Raw genomic sequence first — 24,773 nt, 5'->3', positions numbered from 1 at the left:
AACGGGAGCAACACCTCCTGCTCCACATGACGACGCGCCTCCGCCTCACGCGCGGCCTCCGGGAGTCCCTCCAACTGGACCACGCGCAGGGGCACCTCGACTTCGGACAAAACACTCTGCACTGCCACGCCGTTTTCACTCCGGAACGTGGTGCGCAGTGCCTCATGACGGCGGACGAGCTCCTGGAACGTCCTCGCCAAGGCCTCGGTGTCCAGCGGACCGCTCATCCGCACGGCACCCGGCATGTTGTACGAAGCGCTGCCGGGCTCCAGTTGGTCCAGGAACCACAGTCGCTGCTGAGCGAAGGAGAGCCGCGCCGGCTGACCCTTGTCCTCACGAGGCTTCAACGGAGGCACCGCCAACGATGCCCCCGCTCGAATCAACCGGTCCACGCGCACCGCGAGCGACGCCACGGTGGGCGACACGAACAGCTCCCGCAGCGGGACCTCCAGACTGAACGCGCTCCGAATCCGCGAGATGGCTCGCGTCGCCAGCAGCGAGTGTCCGCCCAGCTCGAAGAAGTGGCTGTGAATCCCCACCCTGTCGAGCCCCAGCACCTCCGCGAAGATCCCCGCCAGCAACTGCTCCGTCGCGGTCCCCGGCGCGACGAAGTCGACTCCCGCCGTCGCCCCCAGCTCCACCGCGGGCAGCGCCTTGCGATTCACCTTGCCACTCGGAGTCAGTGGCAATGACTCCAACACCGTCAGCGCGGAGGGAACCATGTACTCAGGCAGCCGGCCCACCAGATGCGCACGAAGCTCCGTAGGGTCGGGCCGCTCGGGATGCTCACGCGAGGGCACCACGTACGCCACCAGCTTCGCGCCCGCGGAGCCCTCGTCACGCACCACCGCCACCGCATCCCCCACCGAGGGATGCGCGCGCAGCACGGACTCGATTTCCCCCAGCTCGATGCGGAAGCCACGCAGCTTCACCTGGAAGTCGAGGCGGCCGAGGAACGCGAGCTCACCGTCGGGGAGCCAGCGCGCCTTGTCTCCCGTGCGGTACATGCGCGCACCCGGGACGGTGCTGAAGGGATTGGGAACGAACCGCTCCGCTGTCAGCGCTGGACGTTCCAGATAGCCACGCCCCACACCCTCGCCTGCCAGGAACAGCTCCCCGGGCACACCCACGGCGACAGGTTGGAGGTTCGCGTCCAGGACGTACGCCCGGACATTCGCCAGCGGGGCTCCAAGCGAAGGCCGCGCTGCTCCACGCACGGCACGCACCGTGGAGTCCACCGTGCACTCGGTGGGCCCATAGACGTTGAACGCGGTGATGCGCGGGTGGAGGGAGAGCTGCTCCCAGAGCGCCTCGTCCACCGCTTCGCCGCCCACGAGGACTCGCAGCTCGCGACGTGACGCCAGCCCCTCACCGAGAAGCAGGCGCAGGTGGGACGGCGCACAGTCGAGCACGTCGACGCCGTGTCGCTCGACCCACGCCACCAACAGGGCCGCATCCTGGCGAGCGGCCTGAGGCACCACGCACAAGGTGTGTCCATCCGAGATTTGAACGAGCTGCTGGACGGACGCGTCGAAGGCCAGCGGCGCGCTGACACTGAAGCGCAGCGGACCGTTCAAACCCACGAGGGCCGTGGACGCGAGCGCCGCGCGCAGGCTCATCACCGACGCGTGCTGAATCATCACGCCCTTCGGTTGGCCCGTGCTCCCCGACGTGTAGATGACGTAGGCCAGGTGCTCCGGAAGCGAGACACGCGGCGGCGCGCTTTCCGACTCCGAGGCGAGCGCCTCCACCATGTCCGGCTCATCCAGAGGGATGACCTCGACGCCCTGTGCCTCCACTCGCTCGACCAGAGAACGCTGCGTGAGGACGAACGCGGCGCGCGCGTCCTGGAGCACGAAGGCCAGTCGCTCGCGAGGATGCGCCGGGTCCAGGGGGACGTAGGCACCGCCCGACTTGAGGACACCCAGCACGGCGACGACCATGTCGACGCCGCGCTCCAGGCAGAGGGCCACGCGGGACTCGGGCCCGACGCCGCGAGCGCGCAGCCACCGGGCGAGCCTGTTCGCCCGATGGTCGAGCTGGCTGAACGTGAGCGACGTCTCGTCATCCAGGACCGCCAACGCCTCGGGCGTGCGCGCGACCTGCGCCTCGAAGCGCTCGTGCAGCGTCTGGCCGGGTGACGAGATCCCGCTCCGCCCGCTCCACTCCTCCAGCAGCCGCCGCCGCTCGTCCGCGCCCATCAGGTCGAGCGTCGACAAGGGCTGTTCGACCTTGCCGCGCAGCTCGGACAACAGGTGGCGCACCTGCTCGAGCATCCGCCGCACCGCGAGCGCGTCGAAGCGCGCGGCGTCATGGTTCAGCTTGAGCACCCACTCGTTCCCCGGCATGACCACCAGGGAGATGGGGTGGTGGTCCGCCTCCACCGCCATGGGGTTGCGCACCACGAGGTCCTCCGACGGCGTGGAGAGCCCTGCCTCCATCGGATAGTTCTCATAGGTGAACAGCGTCTCGAACAACGGCTCGCCCGAGGGCACCTCGCTCCAGCGACGCACGTCGACCAGCGGCGTCGACTCGTACTGGCGGGCCTCCTGCATCCATCCCTGGAGCTCCCGCAGCCACGTGCCCACCCTCGCCTCGGAGGGCATCCGCACGCGCACGGGGATGGAGTTGATGAACAAGCCCACCATGCTCTCGAAGTCCGTCAGCTCCGCGGGACGTCCGGCGACGGTGGCGCCGAAGACCACGTCATCCCGACCGCTGTAGCGCCCCAGCACCACGGCCCACGCGCCCTGGACCAGGGTGCTCTGGGTGATGCCCTGCTGCCTCGCGAAGGCCACGAGGGCCGCGGTCTCCTCCGCTCCGAGCCGCAGCTCCTGTCCGCCTCGACCCGACAGGCCCCGCGCCGCCGCCGCGACGTCCACGCGCGTGGGCTCCGAGTACCCCACGAGCGCCTTGCTCCAGAACTCCTTCGCGGCGCGCGGGTCCTGTCGCTCCAGCCAGGCGATGAAGTCTCGATACGGCCGGACCTCTCCTCGCGGCGGCGTCACACCGCGCCGAAGCGCCTCGTACCGGGTGAACACATCTTGCGTCACCAGCTGCGTGGACCAGCCATCCAGCAAGAGGTGCGAAAAGCTGAACACCACGCGCCAGACCCGCTCGTCCGTCCGCAGCAGCCCCAGCCGGAACAGCGGCGCGACGGAGAGCTCCACGCCGCGGCGACGGTCCTCCTCCAGGAACGCCGACACCCGCGCCTCCACCTCGCCCCGAGGCACCGCGCGCCAGTCCTCGACCTGGACCGGGGGCTCCACGTCACGCATCACCGCTTGCAGCGGCGCGTCCAGCCCGTCCCAGTAGAACGCCGTCCGGAGGATGGAGAAGCGACGTGCCGCCTGTCGCCACGCCTCGGTCAGCGCCTTCACGTCGAGCGCGCCCTCCAGCTCGAACGCCATCTGGTTGAAGTAGGGCTGGGACGCTTCGTCCTGGAGGATGTGGAACAGGATGCCCTGCTGCAACGGAGACAGCGGATACAGGTCCTCCACGTCGCGCAGGCGCAGGCCCTTCGAGGCCATCCGGTCCGCGAGCCCCTCCAGCGCGCCCTGGCCCAGCTTCGCCAAGGGGAAGTCCGAAGGTGACAGTCCGCGCGGATCCTCCGACGTCGCATGCGCGATGAGCTCACGCAGCGCCGAGCTCAACCCGCGAGCCAGCGTCTCCACCGTCCCGGTCCGATGAATCCCCGGGCCGTGGGTGAACATCAGCCGCATCCGGCCGCCGCTGACGATGCAGTCCACGTCGAGCAGGTGCTCGCGCATGCCCTCGGGCGCACGCGTGGGCCCCACCGAGCCTTCGGACATCCGCAGCGGCGCCGTGGCCGGCAGCACGTTGTCGAACTGTCCCAGGTAGTTGAACCCCACCTCCGGCGCGGGCAGCGCACGCAGGCGCTCACGCAGCGCCGGGTCCGGTGACAGGTAGCGCAGCACGCCGAAGCCCACGCCCTTGGACGGGATGCGCCGCATCGCCTCCTTCGCGGCGCGCACCCACGCTCCGGGCCCCTCCCCCGTCGCCTCCACCAACACCGGGAACATGCTGGTGAACCACCCCACCGTGCGCGAGAGGTCCACCTCGCCGAAGACGTTCTCGCGCCCGTGGCCCTCCATGTCCACCCGCACGCACGACGCCCCCGTCCACCGACGCAGCACGTGGGCGAGCGCCGCCAGCAACAGCTCGTCCGGCTTCGCGCGCAACGCCTTCGCCACGTCCTGGAGGAGCAACTGCGTCTCCGCGGGCTCCAGCGCCACCTCCACCACCTTCGACGCGCCCTCCGTGTTCGCGGGGCCGCCCTCCACCTCACGCGGCAACGCGCCCACCCGCTCCCATGGCAGCCCGAGCCAGAAGGTCGCCTCCGCCTGTGCGGCGGGGGTCCGCGCGTGCTCCACCAGACGTGACGCCCAGGACTGATAGGACACCGTCTTCGCGGGGAGCTTCACGGGCTCGTCCGCGCGGAGCCGCTGGTAGCTCGACAGCAGGTCCTCCACCAACACGCGCCAGGAGACGGCATCCACCGCGAGGTGATGGATGACGATCAACAATTCCTGCGGCACGTCCGGTCCCGACTCGAACAGCACCGCTCGCGCGACCTCTCCCGTGGAGAGCGTCAGGCTCGCCTGGACCCGCGCGGCGTGGGCCACCAACTCGGCCTCGCGCGCCTGGGACTTGCTGAGGTCCACCGTCTCCAGGGGCAGGACGCCGTCCAGGCCCAACAGCTCCTGCTGCCAGCGTCCCTCCGCGTCCTTCGTGAAGCGCAGCCGCAGGGCATCGTGGTGCTCGCGCACGAGCTGGAGGGCGCGGCCCAGGTGCTCCGGCACCATCCGCTCGCGCAGCGTGAGGCGCAGGGCCTGATTGAAGTGGTGCACTCCCGACCGCTCGTGCTCGAAGAACCCGTGCTGGATGGGCGTCAGCGCCACCGGTCCCGTCACGGGGCCCTGGGCGATGACCTCCCGGGGCGCCTCGGAGACCACCGCCGCGAGCCGCGCCACGGTCGGATTCTCGAAGAGCTGCTTCGCGCGCAGGTGCAACCCCGCCTGCGCGGCACGGGAGATGACCTGGATGCCGAGGATGGAGTCTCCTCCCAGCTCGAAGAAGTCATCGTGCACGCTCACCCGGGGGCGTCCGAGCACCTGGGCCCAGATGGCGGCGAGCGTCTCCTCCTTCGCGTCGCGCGGCGCGACCTCGTCGGTGCGCTCCACCACCGATATCTCGGGCGCCGGCAGGTTGCGGCGATCCACCTTGCCGCTGCTCGTCCTGGGGAGCTCATCCATCGCGACGAAGGCCGCGGGCACCATGTACTCGGGCAACTGCTCCAGCAGGAACTCGCGCAGCACGGCGGGCTCTCGTCCCCGCTCGCCGGAGGACACCACGTACGCCACGAGCCTCGGCGCCGCCCCCGCGTCCTCGCGCAGGAGGACCAGGGCGTCGCGAACCTCGGGGTGTCGGCAGAGCGTGGCTTCGATCTCCCCCAGCTCGATGCGGAAGCCACGCAGCTTCACCTGGAAGTCGATGCGCCCGAGGAACCGGAGCTCGCCATTCGGGAGCCAGTGCACCTTGTCTCCCGTGCGGTACATGCGGTCGCCCGGGACGGTGCTGAAGGGATTCGGGAGGAAGCGCTCCGCGGTCAGCGCGGGGCGGCCCAGATAGCCACGCCCCACGCCCTCGCCCGCGATGAACAGCTCGCCGGCGACACCCACGGGGGCGAGCTGGAGGTTCGCGTCCAGGACATACGCCCGCACGTTCGCCAGCGGTGGGCCGAGCGAGGGTCCCGACGTGCCGCGCACGAAGCGCACCGTCGCCTCCACCGTGCACTCGGTGGGCCCGTAGACGTTGACGGCGGTGATGTGCGGGTGCGCGGCGATGCGAGCCCAGAGCGTCTCGTCCGTCGCCTCGCCTCCGAAGAGGATGCGCAGCGGGCGATGCGCTCCCAGCCCCTCATCGAGCAGCACGCGCAGATGGGACGGCGTGCCGTCGAACACGTCGACGCGGTGTCGCTCCACCCACTCCACCAGGAGGGCCGCGTCCTGGCGGACGGTCTGCGACACCACGCACAAGGCATGGCCATCCGAGATGTGGACGAGCTGCTGGACGGACATGTCGAACGCCAGCGGCGAGTTGAGGCTGAAGCGCAGCGGGCCGCTCAGTCCGGCGAAGACCTTGGACGCGAGCGCCGCGCGCAGGTTCATCACCGACGCGTGCTGAATCATCACGCCCTTCGGCTGGCCCGTGCTGCCCGACGTGTAGATGATGTAGGCCAGGTGCGCCGGGAGCGAGACCCGCGGCGGCGCGGTGTCCGGCTCCGCGGCGAGCGCCTCCACCATGCCCGGGTCATCCAGGCAGATGACCTCGGTGCCCTGGCTCCGAGGTCGCTTGGCCAGCGAGCGCTGCGAGAGGACGAACGTGGCGCCCGCGTCCTGGACCACGAAGCCCAGTCGCTCCGGTGGATGGGCCGGGTCCAGGGGGACGTACGCACCTCCCGACTTGAGGACGCCGAAGAGGGCCACCACCATGTCGACGCCGCGCTCCAGGCAGAGCGCGACGCGGGACTCGGGCCCGACGCCGCGAGCACGCAGCCAATGGGCGAGCCTGTTGGCCCGACGGTCCAGCTGCCTGAACGTGAGCGACGTCTCGTCGTCGAGGACGGCCAGGGCCTCGGGCGTGCGCGCGGCCTGCTCCTCGAAGCGCTCGTGCAGCGCGCCTTCCCACGGAAGCTCCCGGTCCGTGTCGTTCCAGCGCACCAGGAGCAGCTCCCGCTCCGCGGCGGACACCAGGGACAGCTCGCCCAGGCGACTCTCCGGCCGCGTCGCGAGGGTCTCCATCACGAGGACCATGCGGTCCAGCTGCGCCTGCGCGAACTCCCGCGTGAAGCGGCTCCGGTCGTAGCGGAAGTGCAGCGGGAGCCGCGCCTCCGGGGACGACGTCAGCGTGAGGCCGAAGTGGTCCTCCTCCTTCGACTGGACGCGGTGGACCTCCAGTGCTCGCGAGGCCGACGTGAGCGCGGAGTCCAGGGGGTAGTTCTCGAAGACGACCAGCGTGTCGAACAGCGCCGTCCCCGCGGGGACTTCGCTCCAGCGCTGCACCTTCACCAGGGGCGCGTGCTCGTGCTGGCGCGCGTCCACCTGCTGCTCCTGGATGCGGCGGAGCCAGGTGGCCCACGTGAGGTCCCCCGACCAGCGCACGCGCACCGGCTGGGTGTTGATGAACAGGCCGACCATCTCCTCCACGCCCGCCAGGTCCGGAGGACGACCGGAGACGGTGGTTCCGAACACGACGTCCTCGGAGCCCGACAGGCGCCCGAGCACCAGGGCCCATGCGGCCTGCACCACGGTGCTCAGGGTGACGCCGTGGCGACGCGTGAAGGCGTTGAGCGCGGCCGTGGTCTGCTCGGACAGGTGGCCGATGAGCGTGGCCCGGCCCTCGCCTTCGCCAACGCCCGCGCCCGTCGGAGTGGGCTCGTGGAACCCCGCCAGCTCCCGGCGCCAGAAGTCCTCCGAGGTCTTCAGGTCATGCTCGGCCAGCCACCCCAGGTAGTCACCGAAGGGACGCGGAGGCGCGAGCCTCGGAGCGCGGCCCGCGACCGTCCCCTCGTACAGCGTGAAGAAGTCCTTCACCACCAACGGCACGGACCAGCCATCCAGCACCAGGTGCGAGTGGCTGAAGACGAAGCGATACACCCGGTCCGCGGCGCGCAGGAGCGTCAGGCGGATCAGCGGCGCCTGCGACAAATCGAAGCCCTCCTGCCGGTCCTTCGCCAGGAAGGTCTCCAGCCGCGCCTCGAAGCCCTCCGGGGACAGGTCCCGCCAGTCCTCCTCGCGCAGGGGCAGGTCCACCTCGCGCAGCACGACCTGGACCGGCTCGTCCACGTCGTCCCAGACGAGCGCGGTGCGCAGCACGGGATGCGCCGCCACCACGCCCCGCCACGCGGCGGCGAAGGCCTGCACGTCCAGCGCGCCTCGCAGCTCACAGACGAGCTGGTTGAAGTAGAGGCCCTTGCCGGGCTCGGAGATGGCGTGGAAGAGCATGCCGCCCTGGAGGGGCGACAGCGGGTACAGGTCCTCGATGTTGTCGCTCATCGCGTCTTCTTTCCGAACCGGGCCGCCAGCTTGTCGAGTTGCGACTGCTTCACCTTCGCGAGGGGGAAGTCGGACGGCGAATGCCCGCCCGCGTCCGGAGCGCTCGAGGCCTGGATCAAGGCCAGCAGCCGCGCCACGAAGTCCTCCGCCACTCGCACCACCGTCTCACGACGGTGCACCGCCTCACTGAAGGTCCACGTCACCTCCAGCCGGCCCTCTCGCACCACGCTCGTCACATCCAACAGGTACGGCCGACGCGAGCTCGCCGCGCGCTGCCGCAAGCCCTCGCTCTCCGGCGCGAGCGTGAAGGGCCCCTCCGCTCCGACGAGGCCGTCCACCTGTCCCAGGTGATTGAAGCCGACCTCCGCCCGGGGCAACTCCGCCAGCGCGGCGTCCCGCGCCACGTAGCGAAGGAGGCCCCAGCCCATGCCCTGCGTCGGCACCGCGCGCAGCGACTCCTTCACGCCGCGCAGCGCCTCACCGGGCCCTCGTGCCTCACGCACGTCCAGCAGCGCCGGGAAGAAGCGCGTGAACCAGCCCACCGTGCGCGACACGTCCACGCCCGGGAGCACCTCCTCGCGACCATGGCCCTCCACGTCGACCAGCGCGATGCCCCGCTCCGTCCACGCGGACAGCGCCTGTGCCAGGGCCGTCAGCAACGGGTCCTGGGGCTGCGTGTGCCAGGCCTTCGGCACGTCGTGCAGCAGCGCCTTCGTCCGCTCCGCATCCAGCGCCACCTGCACCGTGCGCACCGTGGACTCGGTGTTGCCGCCCTCCTGGAAGTCCCGCGGCAGCCGCGCCACCTCGGACCACGGACGCTCGCGCCACCACGTGCGCTCGGCGCCCAGCTTCTCCGAGCCCGCCAGCGTCTCCAGTCCCCGCGCCCAGGCCTGGTACGAGGTCGTCTTCGGCGGCAGCTGCACCGGCGCGCCCTCGGCGAGTCGCGCATACGAGGTGGACAGGTCCTCCACCAGGATGCGCCACGACACGGCGTCCACCGCGAGGTGGTGGACCGCCAGCACCAGTCGCACGGGCTCGCCATCCCCGGGCTCCAGCAGCGCGGCCCGAATCATGGCGCCGTCCAACGACAGCGACTGCTGCAGCGCCATCGCCCGCTGCTCCAGCGTGCTCGCCAGGGCCTCGCGCGGCACGTCGGACAGGTCCACGCGCTCCAGCGGGATGGGCGCCCCGGGAGCCTCGGACGTCTGATGCCAGCCGTCCGCCGTCCTGGCGTAGCGCAGGCGGAGCGAGTCGTGGTGCTCCACCACGTGCGCCAGGGCGCGCTCCAGCAGCGCCGCGTCCAACGGCGTGCGGGACTGGAACATCAGCGACATGTTCCAGTGGTCGGGGTCCTCCAGCTCCAGCTCGAAGAACCAGCGCTGGATGGGCGTGAGGGCCACGGGGCCCACCACGGGCCCCTGCTCGGCCTGCACCGTGAGCCGCGTCCCCGCCACCGCGGCGAGCCTGGCCACCGTGGGGTTCTGGAAGAGCTGCTTCGGTGACAGCTCCAGTCCGGCGGCGCGCGCCCGCGTGACGATCTGCAAGCCGAGGATGGAGTCGCCTCCCAGCTCGAAGAAGTCATCGTGGATGCCGACGCGGTCCACGTTGAGCACCTCCTTCCACAGCGCCGCGAGCCGCTCCTCCACCTCGGTGCGCGGCCCCGTGCTCGACGCGCTCGTCGACTTCGTCACCTGGGACTCGGGCACGGGCAGCGCGCGCGTGTCCACCTTGCCGTGCCGCGTACGAGGCAGCGACGCGAGCGTCACGTACGTCGACGGCACCATGTAGGGCGGCAGCCGCGAGAGCAGCCAGGACTTCAGCGCGCCCGAGGACACGGCCTCCCCCGGCTCGACGGCCGAGGCCACCACGTAGGCCACCAGTCGCTTGGGCCCACCGTCCGCTCGCGCGACCACCGCGGCCTCGCGGACCTCCGGATTCGCGAGCAGCGCCGCTTCGACCTCACCGGGCTCGATGCGGAAGCCACGCACCTTCACCTGCGAGTCCGCGCGCCCCAGGAACTCCAGCGTCCCGTCCCGACGCCAGCGCGCCACGTCGCCGGTGCGGTACATGCGCGCTCCGGGACGCGCGTCGAACGGGTCCACGCCGAAGCGCTCGGCGGTGAGCTCGGGCTGACCGAGGTAGCCTCGCGCGACACCGCCGCCGCCGACGTACACCTCGCCCGGTGCGCCGGGCAGCGCGAGCCCTCGCCGCGAGTCGAGCAGGTACACCCTCGCGCCCGGCACCGCGCGGCCGATGGGCACGCTGCCCTGCTCGTCCTTCTGGACACGGTGCACCGTGCTCCAGATGGTCGCCTCGGTGGGACCATACTCATTGAACAGCGGAACCGTGGGCAGGGCCTCATGGTGCGCCTGCGCCAGCTCCACCGCGCACGCCTCGCCGCCCACGCTCACCGCGCGCAGGCCCGACAGTCCACCCGCGGGCGCCGCCGCGAGCACCTGCGCATAGAGCGCCGGCACGGAGATGAGGTGCGTGACGCGCGCCCTCGCCACCAGCTCCGCCAGCCGCCTCGGGTCCTCGCGCTCCTCCACGTCGGGATAGCGCAGCGTTCCGCCCTCGAAGAGCGACCAGAACAGGCCCGCCAGGGAGGCATCGAAGGTGAACGGCGCCAGGGACAACACGACGCCCGGAGCCCCGTAGACCGCCTGTCGGGCCCGCGTGGCGGACACCAGCTGGCGATGCTCGATGACCACGCCGCGCGGACGTCCCGTCGAACCCGATGTGTAGACGACGCACGCCGCGTGATGCGGCTCGGGCATCGGCGGCAGCGCTCCGACAGTCGTCGGCAGCGACTCCACCGTCACCACCGACAGGCCCTCACGCTCGGGCACCCGTGCACGCCAGGCGCCCGACGTCACCACCACGGAGGCCTTCGTGTCCTCGAGGATGCGCGCGAGCCGCTCCGCCGGGTGCTCCAGGTCCAGCACCACCACCGCCGCTCCGGCGCGCAGCACGCCGAGCATCGCGGCCACGACGTCCGTGGGCTGGGCCAACGCGAGCGCCACCACCGCGCCCTGCCCCGCCCCCAGCGCGCTCACCGCCGAGGCCAGTCGCGAGGAGAGCGACTCCACCTCCCGGTACGTGAGGCGGCGCGAGTCGTCCTCCACCGCCACGGCGTCCGGCACACTCGCGGCCCGCGCCGCGAAGCGCGACGACACCGTCTCCGCCGCCGTGGGTTCCGGCAGGGGCGTCGGTCCCCACTCCACGAGGAGCTGATGACGCTCCGCCTCGGACAGAAGGCTGAGCTGGGAGACCCGCTGTTCGGGACGCGCGGCCAGCTGCTCCAGCAGTCCCACCAGATGACCGGAGAGGCGGCGGATGGTCTCGGCGTCGAAGAGGTCGGTGTTGTACTCGATGCCTCCGGAGAGGCCGTCCTTGGACTCCACCAGCTCCAGCGTGAGGTCCAGCTTGGTGAAGCCGGTGTGGACCACCTGGCTCCCCAGACGCAGGCCCGCCATGGACAGCTCGATGGGCGGCGTGTTGTGCAGCACCAGCATCGTCTGGAAGATGGGCGTGTGGCTCAGGTCGCGCGCCACGTGCAGCGCGTCCACCAGCTTCTCGAACGGCACCTCCTGGTGCCCGAAGCCACCGAGCGCCGCGCGGCGCACCCGCCCGATGACCTCCGTCAGCGTGGGGTCCCCCGACAGGTCGGCGCGCAGGGCGATGGAGTTGATGAAGCAGCCGATGAGCGGCTCCACCTCCGGCCGGTTGCGGCCCGCCACCGGCGTGCCCACCGCGAAGTCGTCCTGCCCCGAGTACGCATGGAGCAGCGTCTGCCACGCGGCCATCAACACCATGAACGGCGTGGCGCCCTCACGTCGGCCCATGGACGTCAGGGACTCGGTGAGCGCGCGCGGGATGCGGATGGCGTGACGCGCCCCCGGGTACGTCTGCACGGGAGGACGGGGACGGTCCGTCGGCAGTCGCAGCACGGGCACGTCCGCGAGGACGTCACGCCACCAGGCCTGCTCGGCCGCGAGCTCGGGGCCCCGCATCCATTCGAGCTGCCAGGCCGCGTAGTCCGCGTACTGCACCGGCAGCGTGGGCAACGTGGCCTGCCGGCCCTCGATGTTCGCCGCGTACAGCGTGGCCAGCTCGTGGAACAACACGCCCGAGGACCAGCCGTCCGAGACGATGTGGTGCATCACGATGAGCAGCACGTGCTCCTGCTCGTGGACGCGCAGCAGCGACGTGCGGAACAGCGGTCCCTGCTCCAGGTCGAACGGCTTGCGCGCCTCGGCCCTGGCCCAGGCCTCCACCGACACATCCTCCTCGAGGGTGGAGAGCGGGAGTGGCAGCGGGCCCGGCGCGGTGATGTGCTGCACCGCGCCCGAGTCGGACATGGAGAAGGTGGTCCGGAGCGCCTCGTGGCGCCGCACGACCTCCTCCAGGGCCCGCTGGAGCGCGGCCGCGTCGACCGGGCCGCTCAGCGACAGCATCACCGAGTTGTTGTACGCGACGTTCCCCGGCTCCAGCCGGTCCAGGTACCAGAGGCGCTGCTGCGCGAACGAGAGCGCCAACGGCTGCTCGCGCGAGATGCGCGGGATGGGCGGAGGGCCCTCGCGCTTCGTCGGTGCCGAGGACTGCGGGGCGACGCGGGGTGGCTTCGGTCGACGTGAAGGCCCCCGGACGGGTGCCAACAATTCCACCGTTCCATCCAGGCGACGGCGCGCCCTGCGTCCCAGGGAGAAGCCCGTGACGGCGCCGGAGAGCGCGCGCAGCGCGGAGGTCGCGGGTGCATTCCAGAGCCCCCGAGGCGCGCGCTCCCCCGTGACGGCCAGCTCACCCACGACGCCCACCGGCACCGGGCGGCCCTGCGCATCGACCACCTCCCAGCCGGAGTCCTCCATCGCGCCCGCGCGAATCCAGGCGCCCACGCCGAGCAGCGGGTCACGCCGGGACACCTGGGCGGAGAGCACGTGCGCCAGCGCGGCGGTGACGTCCTCCTTCGCCTCCTCGACCAGGACATGACGGACCGGGCTCAGGGCCTCGGAGGCGTCCGGCAGCTCCGCCAGCGCTCGCGCCAGCGACGCAGTGACATGCAGGTGCGTCGCCTGCGTCTGCCGCACCAGCGACAGCAGCGACGCCGCGGCCCCAGGCCCCTCCTGGATGGCCATGCCCGGAATCGCGGCGGAGGGCCTCGGTGAATACCGACGCCGCAGCGTGTTCAGGTGCACGAGTCCTTCGAGCGTCGCCTCCACCTCGACGCCGAAGTCCACGAGGCACGCGACCTCGTCCACGTCGAGCTTCCGCACCCGCTCCACCACCGGCCCGCACGTGTCCGGCGTACCGAACAGGCCGCCCTCCTCCACGTAGCGCGTGAGCCCGTGCTCCAGCAGGGCATCCACGTCCGCGTTCGTCAGCGTGCGCAGGTCCCCCTTCAAACCGAGGCTGGACGCGAAGGCCTGGAGGATGTCCACCGAGCTGCGGAAGTAATCGAGCAACGGCTTGCGCACGAGCCGACGGACCTCGGCCTCGTCCGTCCCCAGGTACGCATGCATCATGAGGCTCACATGGCCCCGGCCCGGGTGGCCATGCTGCCGCCACGCCTCGCGGTAGAGCGCGACCTTCGAGGCCAGGTCCTCCAGGTTCTGCCCCATCAGGTTCGTGAGGACGTAGGCCCCCAGCTCGCCCGCCATGCGGAACGTGTCCGGGCTCCCCGCCGCCGTGAGCCAGAAGGGCAGCTCCTTCTGCACCGGCCGCGGGCGCAGGAACACCTCCACCTCGTCCCCCGCGCCGTTGCGTCGGAGCACCGAGCCGCCACGCCACAGCGTGCGCACCTCCTCGATGCCCTTGAACATGACCTCCTTGCGCTTCGCGTAGCGGTCCGGCGCGAAGACGAAGTCGTTCGCGTGCCAGCCCGAGGCGAAGGACACACCCACGCGGCCGTTGGACAGGTTGTCCAGGACGGACCACTCCTCGGCGACGAGGACGGGGTCATGCAGCGGCAACACCACGCTGCCCGCGCGGATGCCCAGCCGCTCCGTCACCGTGGCCACGCCCGCGCCCACCACCGCGGGTCTCGGGTACAGGCCGCCGAAGGAGTGGAAGTGCCGCTCCGGCGTCCACATCGCGGAGAAGCCGTGCGTGTCCGCGTACTTCGCGCCCTCCAGCAGCAGCCGGTACTTGCGCCCCCCCAGCGAGTCCTCGTCGTTCGCGAAGAAGGACAGGCTGAAGTCCGGACCGGGCCGCTCTCCCGCGGAGCGCGCCGAGGAGAACACCAGGCGCGCCCGCTCCGATGGCAGCACCACGCGCAGGCCCCGCGTCAGCGCCCACAACAACTCCAGGCCCGTCCCCGGTGAGCCCGTCTCCTCCGCGGCCAGCCATGTCCCCTCCCCGGCCACGCCGTCCCCATCGAGACGTCGGAACAGCGCGTCCACCGTCCGCACCGTGTGCACGGCGCGCAGCCGCTCACCCGAGGGCGCGACGAGCGTCTCCAGGCAGACCATCGTCTCCGGCGGCATCCGCGACGGCAGCACCGGGAAGAGCTTGAAGGCTCGCGGCATGTCGAGCTGCGAGGACAGCCGGACCCGGATGACGCGGTCCGGGTCCAACGGGACGCTCGTCTGCAACCGCTCGTGCGTCAGCAACACCGGCGGCAGGCTCCCCTCGGGCGCCAGCGCGGACAGCTCCTTGAGCTGCGGCGCGCCGAGGAGCACGTACGCGCCTCCCGCCTCCATCACCGCCCAGAGCGCCACCACGCGCTCCACCGACGGCTCCAGGCAGAGGGCCACCAGCACCTCGGGCTTCACGCCCTTCGCACGCAGCTCCGACGCCAGTCGCTTCGCCTCCGAGCGCAGCTCCCGCCACGTGACGTCCGCGCCACCTTCCACCGACAGGGCCACGCGGTCGAGCGCCTCCGAGGACCGGGCATCCAAGAGCGCCGCGAGCGTGCGCGGCTCCTCCCGCGCGGGCACGAGGGGCTTCGGGGCCACGTGCTCCAGCGGGAGCGAGGAGAGCCGCTGCTCGGGGTCCTCCACCGCCGCCGTCAGCAGCGACGTCCAGTGCGCGACGAGCCGCGCCATCGTCTCCGGCGCGAAGCGCTCCGACGCGTAGTCGAGCGTGCCGGTGAAGCCGCCCGCGTCCTCGCCCATCGACACCGACAGCGGCGACAACACGTTGCCGAACTGCGCCGGCCCGTCCTCCACCTCGACGATGCGCATTCGCAGCCCGGGCAGCTCCAGGTTCGCATCGAAGCGGGGATGCAGGATGAAGAGCGTGTCGAAGACGCGCTCGCGTCCCGGGTTTCGCGTGGGCTCCACCTCGCGGATGAGGTGCTCGTAGGGCACGTCCGGCTGGGAGTACGCCTCCACCACCACGTCCCGCACCCGGCCGATGAGCTCACGGAACGTCGGGTCTCCCGACAGGTCCGTGCGCAGCGGCACCGCGTGCGCCACGTAGCCGATGAGCGGCTCGAGCTCCGGGCGACTCCGGTTGCCGATGGGTGTCCCCACCACGATGTCGTCACGCCCCGCCCAACGGGCCAGCAACACCTTCCACGAGGCGAGCAGCACCATGAACGAGGTGACGCCCTCACGCTTCGCCAGCGCATGCACCGCGCCCGTCAGCGCCTCGGGGAAGCCGACGTTCCTGCGCCGACCACTCAGCGCGGGCCCGTCGGTGGGAGGCAGGTCCACGGGCAGCTCCAGCGGCCCGGGCAGCTCCACCAGTCGCTCGCGCCACGCCTGCGTCTGCTCCGCGAACGCGCCCGACAGCAGCGCCTTCTGCTGCCAGGCCGCGTAGTCGATGTACTGGATGGACAGCGCGGGCAGCGGCGCGGGCTCACCGCGCTGGAAGGCACCGTAGAAGGCCCCCAGCTCGCCGCCAATCACCACCAGGGACCACGTGTCACACACCACGTGGTGGACCGAGACGACCAGGACGTACTCGCGCTCCTCCAGCTCGAGCAACAGGGCGCGCACCACCGGCCCCTGGGCCAGGTCGAACGGCCGGGCCATCTCCTCGTACACCCGCTCACGCCACTGCGTCTCGCGCGCCTCCGGGGAGAGCGCCTTCAACGAGTCCACGACGAGGGGGACGCGAGGCTCGGCGGAGACGCGCTGCACGGTGCGACCACCGATGAGGGGATACGTCGTGCGCAGGGCCTCGTGCCGCTGCGCGATGGCCTCCAGGGAGCGCTTCAACAGCGCCACGTCGAGCACACCGGACAGTCGCAACGTCGCCGACATGTTCAGCGCGGGGTTGCCGGGGAGCGCCTGCTCCAGCGCGCAGACGCGCTCCTGCACCACGGACAGCGGCAGCTCGCCATCGCGAGGAATGGGGACGAGCGGAGGGAGCACGCCCGCCTTCCCCGCCGCGCTCTGCGTCCCCATCCGCGCCTGGATGCGCGCGGCCACGCCCGCGACGGTGGGCGCCTCGAACAAGTCACTCAGCGGGAGCTGGACCGGGAACGCCTCGCGCAGCCGCGTGAGCATCTGCGCCGCCATCAGCGAGTTGCCACCCAGCTCCAGGAAGTCGTCGTGGATGCCGAAGTCGGCGCGGCCCAGCCGCTCGCGCCAGATGGCGAGCACGCCTCGCTCCACCTCGGTGCGCGGCGCGGCCTTGTCGCCTGGCACCGCGACGTCCTCCCGAGGGGGCTCGACACGGACGGGCTCGGCGACGGGAACGGGCGCGACGGGCTGCGTGGCGACAGCGGCCACGGGCAGCCTGGGCGCCTCCAGGGCGAAGCGCTGCCGCTGGAAGGGGTACGTCGGCAGGGACACGCGGCGTCGCCGCTCGTGCGCGTAGAACTGCTTCCAGTCCAGCGCCAGCCCGGACTCCCACAGCGCGCCCACGGCCGCCATGAGCACGCCGTGCTCGGACACCTTCATGTGCAAGCGCGGCAACGAAGACACCACGCGTCCCGAGGGGCCCGTGAGCGCCAGTCTCGCCAGCGCGGTGAGCGCCTGGTCCGGTCCCACTTCGAGGAACACGGCCACGCCGTCCTGCTTCAGCGTCTCCATGCCATCGGCGAAGCGCACCGGCGCGCGCATCTGGCGGGCCCAGTAGGCAGGGTCCGTCGCCTCCTCCGGCCGAATCCAGGTGCCGGTCACGCTGGACACGTACGGCACCCGAGGCGCCGAGAGCCGCAGGCCCGACACGACCTTCTTCAGCTCGTCCATCAGCGGCTCGACGGCCACGGAGTGGAACGCGTGGCCCGCGGGCAGCCGCATCACGGCGATGCCGCGCACGAGCAACTCCTGCTCCAGGGCCTCCACCTCCGACGTCGGGCCCGAGACGACGCAGCGCTCCGCCGCGTTCACGGCCGCCAGGGACAGCGTCCCCGTGATGAGCGGACGGATGACCTCCTCCGCGCACCCCACCGCCGTCATGCTGCCCGGAGGCATGCGGGCCATCAGCGTCCCGCGCGTCACCACCAGCGTCAGCGCGTCCTCCAGCGGAAGGACACCCGCGAGGCACGCCGCCGTGTACTCACCGAAGCTGTGTCCCAACAGCGCGTGCGCCTGGACGCCCCACGACTCCCAGAGCTTCGCCAGCGCGTACTCCACGCAGAACAACGCGGGCAGCGACAGGCGGGGGTCCTTCAAGGCCTCACGCGCGGCGGCCTCCTCGCCCGCGACTGGCAGCAGGACGCCCCGCAGCTCCTTCTCGAGCACGGGTCCCAGCTGCGTCAGGCACGCATCCACCGTCTCGCGGAAGCGCGGCTCCGCGCCGTACAGCTCCCGCCCCATGCCGAGCGACTGCGCGCCCTGCCCCGGCAACAGGAAGGCCACGCGACGCTCGCGGGCCGCAGCCACGTCCTCCAGGACCCGCGGGGTGTTCTTGCCGCGCAGCTTCTTGATGAGCTCCGCGCGGTCCGTCGCCGTCACCGAGAGCCGGTGCTCGAAGGCGCCGCGCCCCCGGTTGCGCGTGAAGGCCACGTCCGCGAGGGACACGTCCGGCGACGCCGTCTCCAACCAGTCCGCCAGCTCGCGCAGGGACGCGGAGAGCGCCTGCTCGCTCCGGGCGGACAGGGTGACGACCTGTGAGGGCCGGGTGCTCGCGGCCGAGGGCTCGCGTCGAGGCGCCTCCTCCAGCACCGCGTGCGCGTTGGTGCCGCCGATGCCGAACGAGCTCACGCCCGCGCGCCGAGGCACCTCGCCCCGGGGCCAGGGCTTGCGCTCGGCGACGACGGTGAACGGGCTGTTCGCGAAGTCGATGGAGGGGTTGGGCGTCGTGAAGTGGAGCGTGGGCGGCAGCTCCTCCTCCGACAACACGAGGGCCGTCTTGATGAGGCCCACGAGCCCGGCCGCCGTGTCCAGGTGACCGACGTTCGTCTTCACCGAGCCCAGGCCGCAGTAGCCCTTTCGGTCCGTGTCGCGACGGAACGCGCGGGTGAGCGCCGCCACCTCGATGGGGTCACCCAGCGCCGTGCCGGTGCCGTGCGCCTCGACGTAGCCGATGTCGTCCGCGGTGAGCCCCGCGTAGGCGAGCGCCTCGCCAATCACATCCGCCTGGCCCTCGACGCTGGGCGCCGTGTAGCCGACCTTCAGGCCACCGTCGTTGTTCAGCGCGGAGCCTCGGATGACGGCATAGACGTGGTCCCCATCCCGGAGCGCGTCTTCCAGCGGCTTGAGCACCACCGCCGCCGCGCCATTGCCCGGAACCGTGCCGGCGGCCTTCGCGTCGAACGCGCGGCAGTGCCCGTCCGGGGAGAGGATCATCCCCTCCTGGAAGAGGTAGCCCGTGCGCTGCGGAAGCGAGACCCGCACCGCGCCCGCGAGCGCGATGTCGGACTGGCGCAGGAGCAGGCTCTGGCAGGCCATGTGGACGGCCACGAGGCCCGTGGAGCACGCCGTGTAGACCGCGAGGCTCTCGCCGCGCAGCCGCAGCTTGAACGAGGCCTTGGTGGCCAGGTTCTCGCCCGAGGTGCCCATCACCTCGTAGAGCGAGGCCGGGTCCAGCTGCCCCTGCCCCAACATGCCCATCGTGTGCAGCGACGGCCCCGCGCCCGCGTACAGGGAGATCTTCCCGGTGTAGCGCGCGGGGTCATAGGCCGCGTCCTCCAGGGCCGCGTGGGCGCACTCGAGGAACACGCGCTGCTGGGGATCCATCCACAGCGCCTCGCGAGGAGGCACATCGAAGAAGCCCGCGTCGAACGCGTCCGCGTCCTCCAGCACGCTGGCCATCGGCACGAAGTCCGGGTGACGCCGCAGGGACTCCGGCACCAACGGCGAGACCTCCAGCTCCTCGGGCTTCAGCAGGGAGATGGACTCCACGCCGTCGAGGAGGTTGCGCCAGAAGTCCCGCACGTTCGCGGCGCCGGGGAACCGGCCCGCCATGCCGATGATCGCGATGTCGTTGCCGCTACCGCCCGTCTGGTCCTGGTCAGCCATGATCTCGGTTGTTCCTTCCGCCGCGACGCTGGAGGGCCTGACGACGGGCCTCCGCGCGCTCCTGGTGCTTCACGGCCTGCGTCCCGGGCTCCGACTCGGAGGACAGCCTCCGAGCCAGGGCCTGGACCGTGGGGTGTTCGAAGAAGTGGGTGATGGGGACATCACGACCGAGCGCCTCGCGCAGGCGGGCGCACGCGCGCACCGCCGACAGCGAGCTGCCGCCCAGGTCGTCGAAGAAGTGCGCGTGGATGCTGACCGCCGGGAAGCCGAGCGTCTCCGCCCAGGCCTTGGCCAGCGTCTCCTCCAGCGGCGTGCGCGGCGCGCCCTCCTGCGGCGTCGCGCGCGTCGGCGGTGGCAGGGCCCGCGTGTCCACCTTGCCGCTGGACAACACGGGCAGCGCCTCCAGGACGACGAAGTCCGCGGGGACCAGGTACTCCGGCAGGCGCGCCCGCAAGCTCGCGCGCACTTCGCCTGGCGGCGGCATCCCCGCGTCCGGAGGAACCACGTACGCCACCAGTCGAGGCTCACCACCCGACGGCGGGCTCCACACGCGCACGTGTGACTGGCGCATGCCAGCGAGCTCACGCAGGGCGCACTCCACTTCGCCCGGCTCGATGCGGAACCCACGCAGCTTCACCTGCGCGTCCACGCGGCCGAGCAGCTCCAGGTGACCGGAGGCGCGCCAGCGCGCCACGTCTCCCGTGCGATACAGCCGCGCCCCCGGCTCGTCGGCATGGGGGTCCGGAACGAAGCGCTCGGCCGTCAGCTCCGGGCGCCCCAGGTAGCCGCGGGCCACCAGGGGACCGCCCACGTACAGCTCGCCCGCGACGCCCGAGGGGACGGGCCGCAGGGCTTCGTCGAGGACATAGGCGTCGACATGAGGCAGCGGCCGACCGATGTCCGGCGCCCCCTCCCCGGCCCGACACGTGGCGCAGGTGGAGCACACCGTGGCCTCGGTGGGGCCGTACGCATTGACCATCTCCCGACCCGGCGCGAAGCGCGTCACCAGGTCCTCGGGACAGGGTTCTCCCGCGGAGATGAGCATCCGCAAATCGGGCAACGGAGTATCGGGCAACAGCGCGCAGGCCGACGGGGGCAACGTCACGTGGGTGATGCGTTGCTCACGGAGGATGCGGTGCAGGGCCTCTCCCGCGAGCACCTCGCCCGACGGCGGCAAGTGCAGCGTCGAGCCCGTCATCAGCGCCTGGAGGTACTCCGACACGGAGGCGTCGAAGACCGGCGAGGCAAACTGGAGCACCCGCGCGCCAGGCCCCAGGTTGAAGCGCTGGCCCATCGCCTCCGCGAGGTGCAGGGCCCCGCGATGCGGCACCAGCACCCCCTTGGGACGCCCCGTGCTCCCGGAGGTGTAGATGAGGTACGCCGCGCCCTCCAGCGTCGGCACGGAGGGGGTCCGCTCGGCGGAGGGTTCGGCCTGCGCGTCACGAGCGCCGTACTCCTCCCAACGCAGCGACATCACCCCCGCGGGGACCTCGAGCCTCCGCGCGAGTCGGTCCTGCGAGAGCAACCAACGTGCCCCCGAGTCCTGCAACAACCAGGAGATGCGCTCGGGAGGATGCGAGGGCTCGCACGGCATCACCACGCCGCCCGCCTTGAGCACCGCGAGGAACGCGATGACCGCCTCGGGTCCACCGCGCTCGAACAACGTCGCGACGCGCCCCTCCGGCCCGACACCCTGATGACGCAACCTGCTCGCGATCCGGTCCACCCATTCGTTGACCTCGCGGTACGTCCAGCTCGTGGCGCCCGCGACCAGCGCCACGGCGTCGGGCGTCTTCACCGCCCAGGCCTCGAAGGCCTCGTGCAGCCCTCGCGGTTCGGGGGGCCGGGTCGCCGCGGGCCTCCGCCCCAGCGCGAGCGTGGCGCGTCGCTCCTCCTCATCGAGCAACGGCAGGTCCAGCACCGGCGTCTCCGGCGCTCGCGACACCGCGTCCAACAGCCCGCGAAGGTGCCGGGCCATGCGCTCCGCGAGCTCGGTGTCGAAGAGGTCCGAGCAGTACTCCAGGCTGGCCTCGAAGCCGCCAGACGACTCGGCCATCGACAGCGTGAGGTCGAAGGCCGAGGCCTGGTTGCGCAGCGGCACCGACTCCAGCTCCAGCTCGCCGAGCCTCACGCGGGCCCCCGCGCCGCCGAGCGCGAACGGCGCGAGCGCCTCGCGCCCCGGACGTCCCGAGTGCAGCACGAACATCGTCTGGAAGACGGGTGGACGGGACGCATCACGTCGCGGCTGGAGCCGCTCGACGAGGCGCGCGAAGGGCAGCTCCTGGTGCTCCAGCGCCTCCAGCACCGTGCCTCGCACCTCCGCGAGCAGACCGGAGAAGGACACCCCGCGGGCCACCCGCGCGCGCAGGGGCACCGGGTTGACGAAGTACCCCGCCTGTCGCGCCAGGTCCGCGCGCGACCTGCCCGCCGTGGGCGTGCCCACCACCAGGTCCTCCTGTCCCGTGTAGCGACGCAGGAACGCGAGGTAGCCCGCGAGCAGCACCATGAATGGCGTGGCGCCTTTGGCCTGTCCCAATGACACGAGCCGCGACGCCGTCTCCGCCTCCACACGGAAGGACACCGTCCCGCCACGGAACGACTGGAGCCGGGGCCGGGGACGCGAGGTGGGCAGCTCCAACACGGGCAGCTCGCCGCTCAGCCGCTCACGCCACCAGGACTGGAGCGCCTCGCCCCGGGCCCCCGTGTATCGGGCCTCCTCCGCCCGGAGGATGGGCCCCACCGCGGGAGCAGGCGCGGGGAGCAGCGGGGGCACCCCGCGTCTCCCCGCCGTGTAGAGCACGCCCAGCTCCTCGGCCAACACCTCCAGCGACCAGAAGTCGGTGACCAGGTGGTGGAGGACCATCAACAACACCGGCCCCCCTTCCACGTCCGTGAAGACACGCAGCCGCAGCAGCGGCCCACGCTCCAGATCGAACGGCCGATGTGACTCCGACACCAGTCGCTCGTGGAGCACCTGCTCCGTCCAGCCTCGCGCGGACTCCTGCTCCAACACCGGCGCCGTCGCGGCGCGCCACACGGGTTCGCCCTTCTCCTCGGGGAACGCGCACGCGAGCACCGGGTGACGGGCGACGAGCGCGTTGAACGAACGCTCCAGGACGGCCAGGTCCACCCTCGGCGAGAGCCGCACGGCCCTCGTGATGTGGTACGCGGTGGCACCGGGCGCGAGTCGCTGGAGGAACCACAGCGCTCGCTGCCCGTCCGAGACGTGGGGCGTCGAGTCCTCGGCGCCCGCGGTCGCGGACGACGCCTCCGCCGTGCCCCGCATGCGCTCCACCCACGCGGACACCTCGCGCAGGCTGGGCCCCTGCAGCAACAACGTGGGCGGCAGCGACACCTTCCACGCCTGCTGCACGGCGTGCATCACATCCAGCCCGCGCAACGAGTCGAGGCCGTAGCGTGTGAGCGGCTCGTCGGCATCCAGCCCACCCGGCGCGACACCGAGGCTGCGCGACAGCTCCTCCCGGAGCCACGCGAGCACGTCTCCATCCTGCGTCGTCGACACGGGCTCGCGCGGACCGGCGTCCGGCGCGTGCGCATCCACCCTCCCCTCCCGCCAGGCGTGCACCACCTCCAGCCCGTCCTCCAGGAACGTCTGCCGGGTGACGCGCCGCTGCACCTTGCCGCTCGAGGTCTTCGGCAGGCTGCCCGCGGCGATGAGCACCACCGCGAGCGCCGCCACGCCATGCTCCTCCGCCACCGAGGCCTGGATGCGCGCCACCGCCTCCTCGACGGCCCCGGCCTCCACCGCCTTGCCGGAGACCTCCTGGACGACGACGAGCCGCTCCTCGCCCTTCACGTCCACCGAGAACGCGACGCCACAGCCCGGGCGCAGGCCCGGGTGGCTGCGCTCCACCGTCAGCTCCACGTCCTGCGGGTAGAGGTTGCGGCCGCGCAGGATGAGCACGTCCTTCAGGCGCCCCGTGACGAAGACCTCGCCACCGTCGACGACGCCCAGGTCTCCGGTGCGCAGGAAGGGTCCTTCACCCGTGCCCGCGATGCGCGCGTGGAAGGTCCGCTCCGTCTCCTCGGGGCGCTGCCAGTAGCCCTCCGCCACGCTCGGCCCCTGCAACCACAGCTCGCCCACCTGCCCCGGGGCCTTCTGCTCCCCCGTCACCGGGTCCACCACGCGCAGCACCTGCGTGCCCAGCACCTCGCCGCTGCCCACCAGCGTCACACCCTCGGCGCCCGGCTCCGGACGGCGCGCCTCGCCGCGCTCCAGCGCCTCGCGCGAGAAGTCTCGCACCACCAGGTCCACGGGACGGGCCGCGACGCGCTTGCGCCCCGTGACGATGAGCGTCCCCTCCGCCAGGCCATAGCAGGCATAGAGCGCCTCACGCCGGAAGCCCGAGGGCGCGAAGGCCTGGACGAAGCGCTCCATCGTCTCCGCGCGCACCGGCTCCGCGCCGCAGAACGCCACCTCCCAGCGGCTCAGGTCCAGGGCGGCCCGCTCCTCGGGTGTGCTCTTGCGCACGCAGAGGTCGAACGCGAAGTTGGGCCCGCCGCTCACCGTCCCACCGTGGCGGGAGATGATTTCCAGCCAGCGCATGGGCCGCTGGAGGAAGAACATCGGCGACATCAACGACACATGCATGTCCCGGTACAGCGGCTGGAGGATGCCGCCGATGAGCCCCATGTCGTGATACGGCGGCAGCCACGAGACGACTCGCGGGTACGGGCTCGCGTCGAAGCCGTGCGCGATGAGCTCGCTGTTGTGCATCAGCTGGCGATGCGCCAGCACCACGCCCTTCGGCGTGCCCGTGGAGCCGGACGTGTACTGGAGGAAGGCCACCGTCGCGTCGCTCAGCGCCGGCGCGCGCCAGCCGTCCGCCTCCGACAGCGGCACCGCGTCCGTCGACAACCAGCGCAGCGCGCGCAGGTCGTCCAGGCCCTCGGTGAGCGGCCCCACCAGCTCCGAGATGCCGGAGGTGGTGAGCGCCAGCTTCGCGCCGCAATCCGCCACCAGCGCCTGCAAACGCGGCAGCGTGCGGCCCAGCCGCATCACGTCCGGCGGATACGCGGGCACCGCCACCACGCCCGCATACAGGCACGCGAGGAACCCCACCACGTACTCACGCCCCGGCGGATACATGAGGAGCGCGCGCTCTCCCGGAGCCAGCTCCCGTTGGAGCCGGGCCGCCACGGCCCGCACCTGCGCATCCAGCTGCGCGTAGGTGACGGTGTGCTCCCCCTCCTCATCGACGAATGTGTAGATGGGGTCCGTGGGCTGATCGAACGCTCGCATGCGACAGACATCCACGAGCGTGGCGGAACCTGGACGGACGAACGCGGAGGCGGGGGCAGCGCGAGTCGGCAGATACAT

At 71.8% G+C, this 24,773-nt stretch carries 3 protein-coding genes (1 of these 3 cut by a window edge); all 3 read right to left on the bottom strand.

The window, feature by feature from the left end:
• Tightly spaced (each overlapping or abutting the next), the 3 genes in view from AC6JA9_RS20630 to AC6JA9_RS20620 form a layout consistent with a single transcriptional unit that may run on beyond the window.
• Positions 1-8,078, bottom strand: the start of a protein-coding gene (locus AC6JA9_RS20630) for a non-ribosomal peptide synthase/polyketide synthase (RefSeq protein ID WP_497960505.1). 10,189 nt of this gene lie to the left of the window's left edge; the window shows 8,078 of its 18,267 coding nt (coding positions 1-8,078); it begins with the start codon at positions 8,076-8,078; the stop codon falls past the left edge of the window.
• Positions 8,075-19,432 (bottom strand): type I polyketide synthase, encoded by an 11,358-nt coding sequence (locus tag AC6JA9_RS20625; RefSeq protein WP_497960503.1) that lies wholly within the window; start codon positions 19,430-19,432, stop codon positions 8,075-8,077. The genes AC6JA9_RS20630 and AC6JA9_RS20625 overlap by 4 nt, the downstream gene beginning before the upstream one ends.
• Positions 19,425-24,773: an amino acid adenylation domain-containing protein gene (locus AC6JA9_RS20620; protein ID WP_497960501.1), complete on the bottom strand. Its 5,349-nt coding sequence runs from the start codon at positions 24,771-24,773 to the stop codon at positions 19,425-19,427. Before AC6JA9_RS20620 ends, AC6JA9_RS20625 begins: the two co-directional genes overlap by 8 nt.

The sequence above is a fragment of the Myxococcus sp. MH1 genome (assembly GCF_059738865.1).
Note: the sequence above shows the minus strand (reverse complement) of the source record. Positions and strands in the feature narration are given on the sequence as shown.

Excerpts from the sequence above, each read along its gene's own strand:
- AC6JA9_RS20625 (WP_497960503.1), bottom strand. The coding sequence starts at position 19,432 with ATGGCTGACCAGGACCAGACGGGCGGTAGCGGCAACGACATCGCGATC.
- AC6JA9_RS20620 (WP_497960501.1), bottom strand. The coding sequence starts at position 24,773 with ATGTATCTGCCGACTCGCGCTGCCCCCGCCTCCGCGTTCGTCCGTCCA.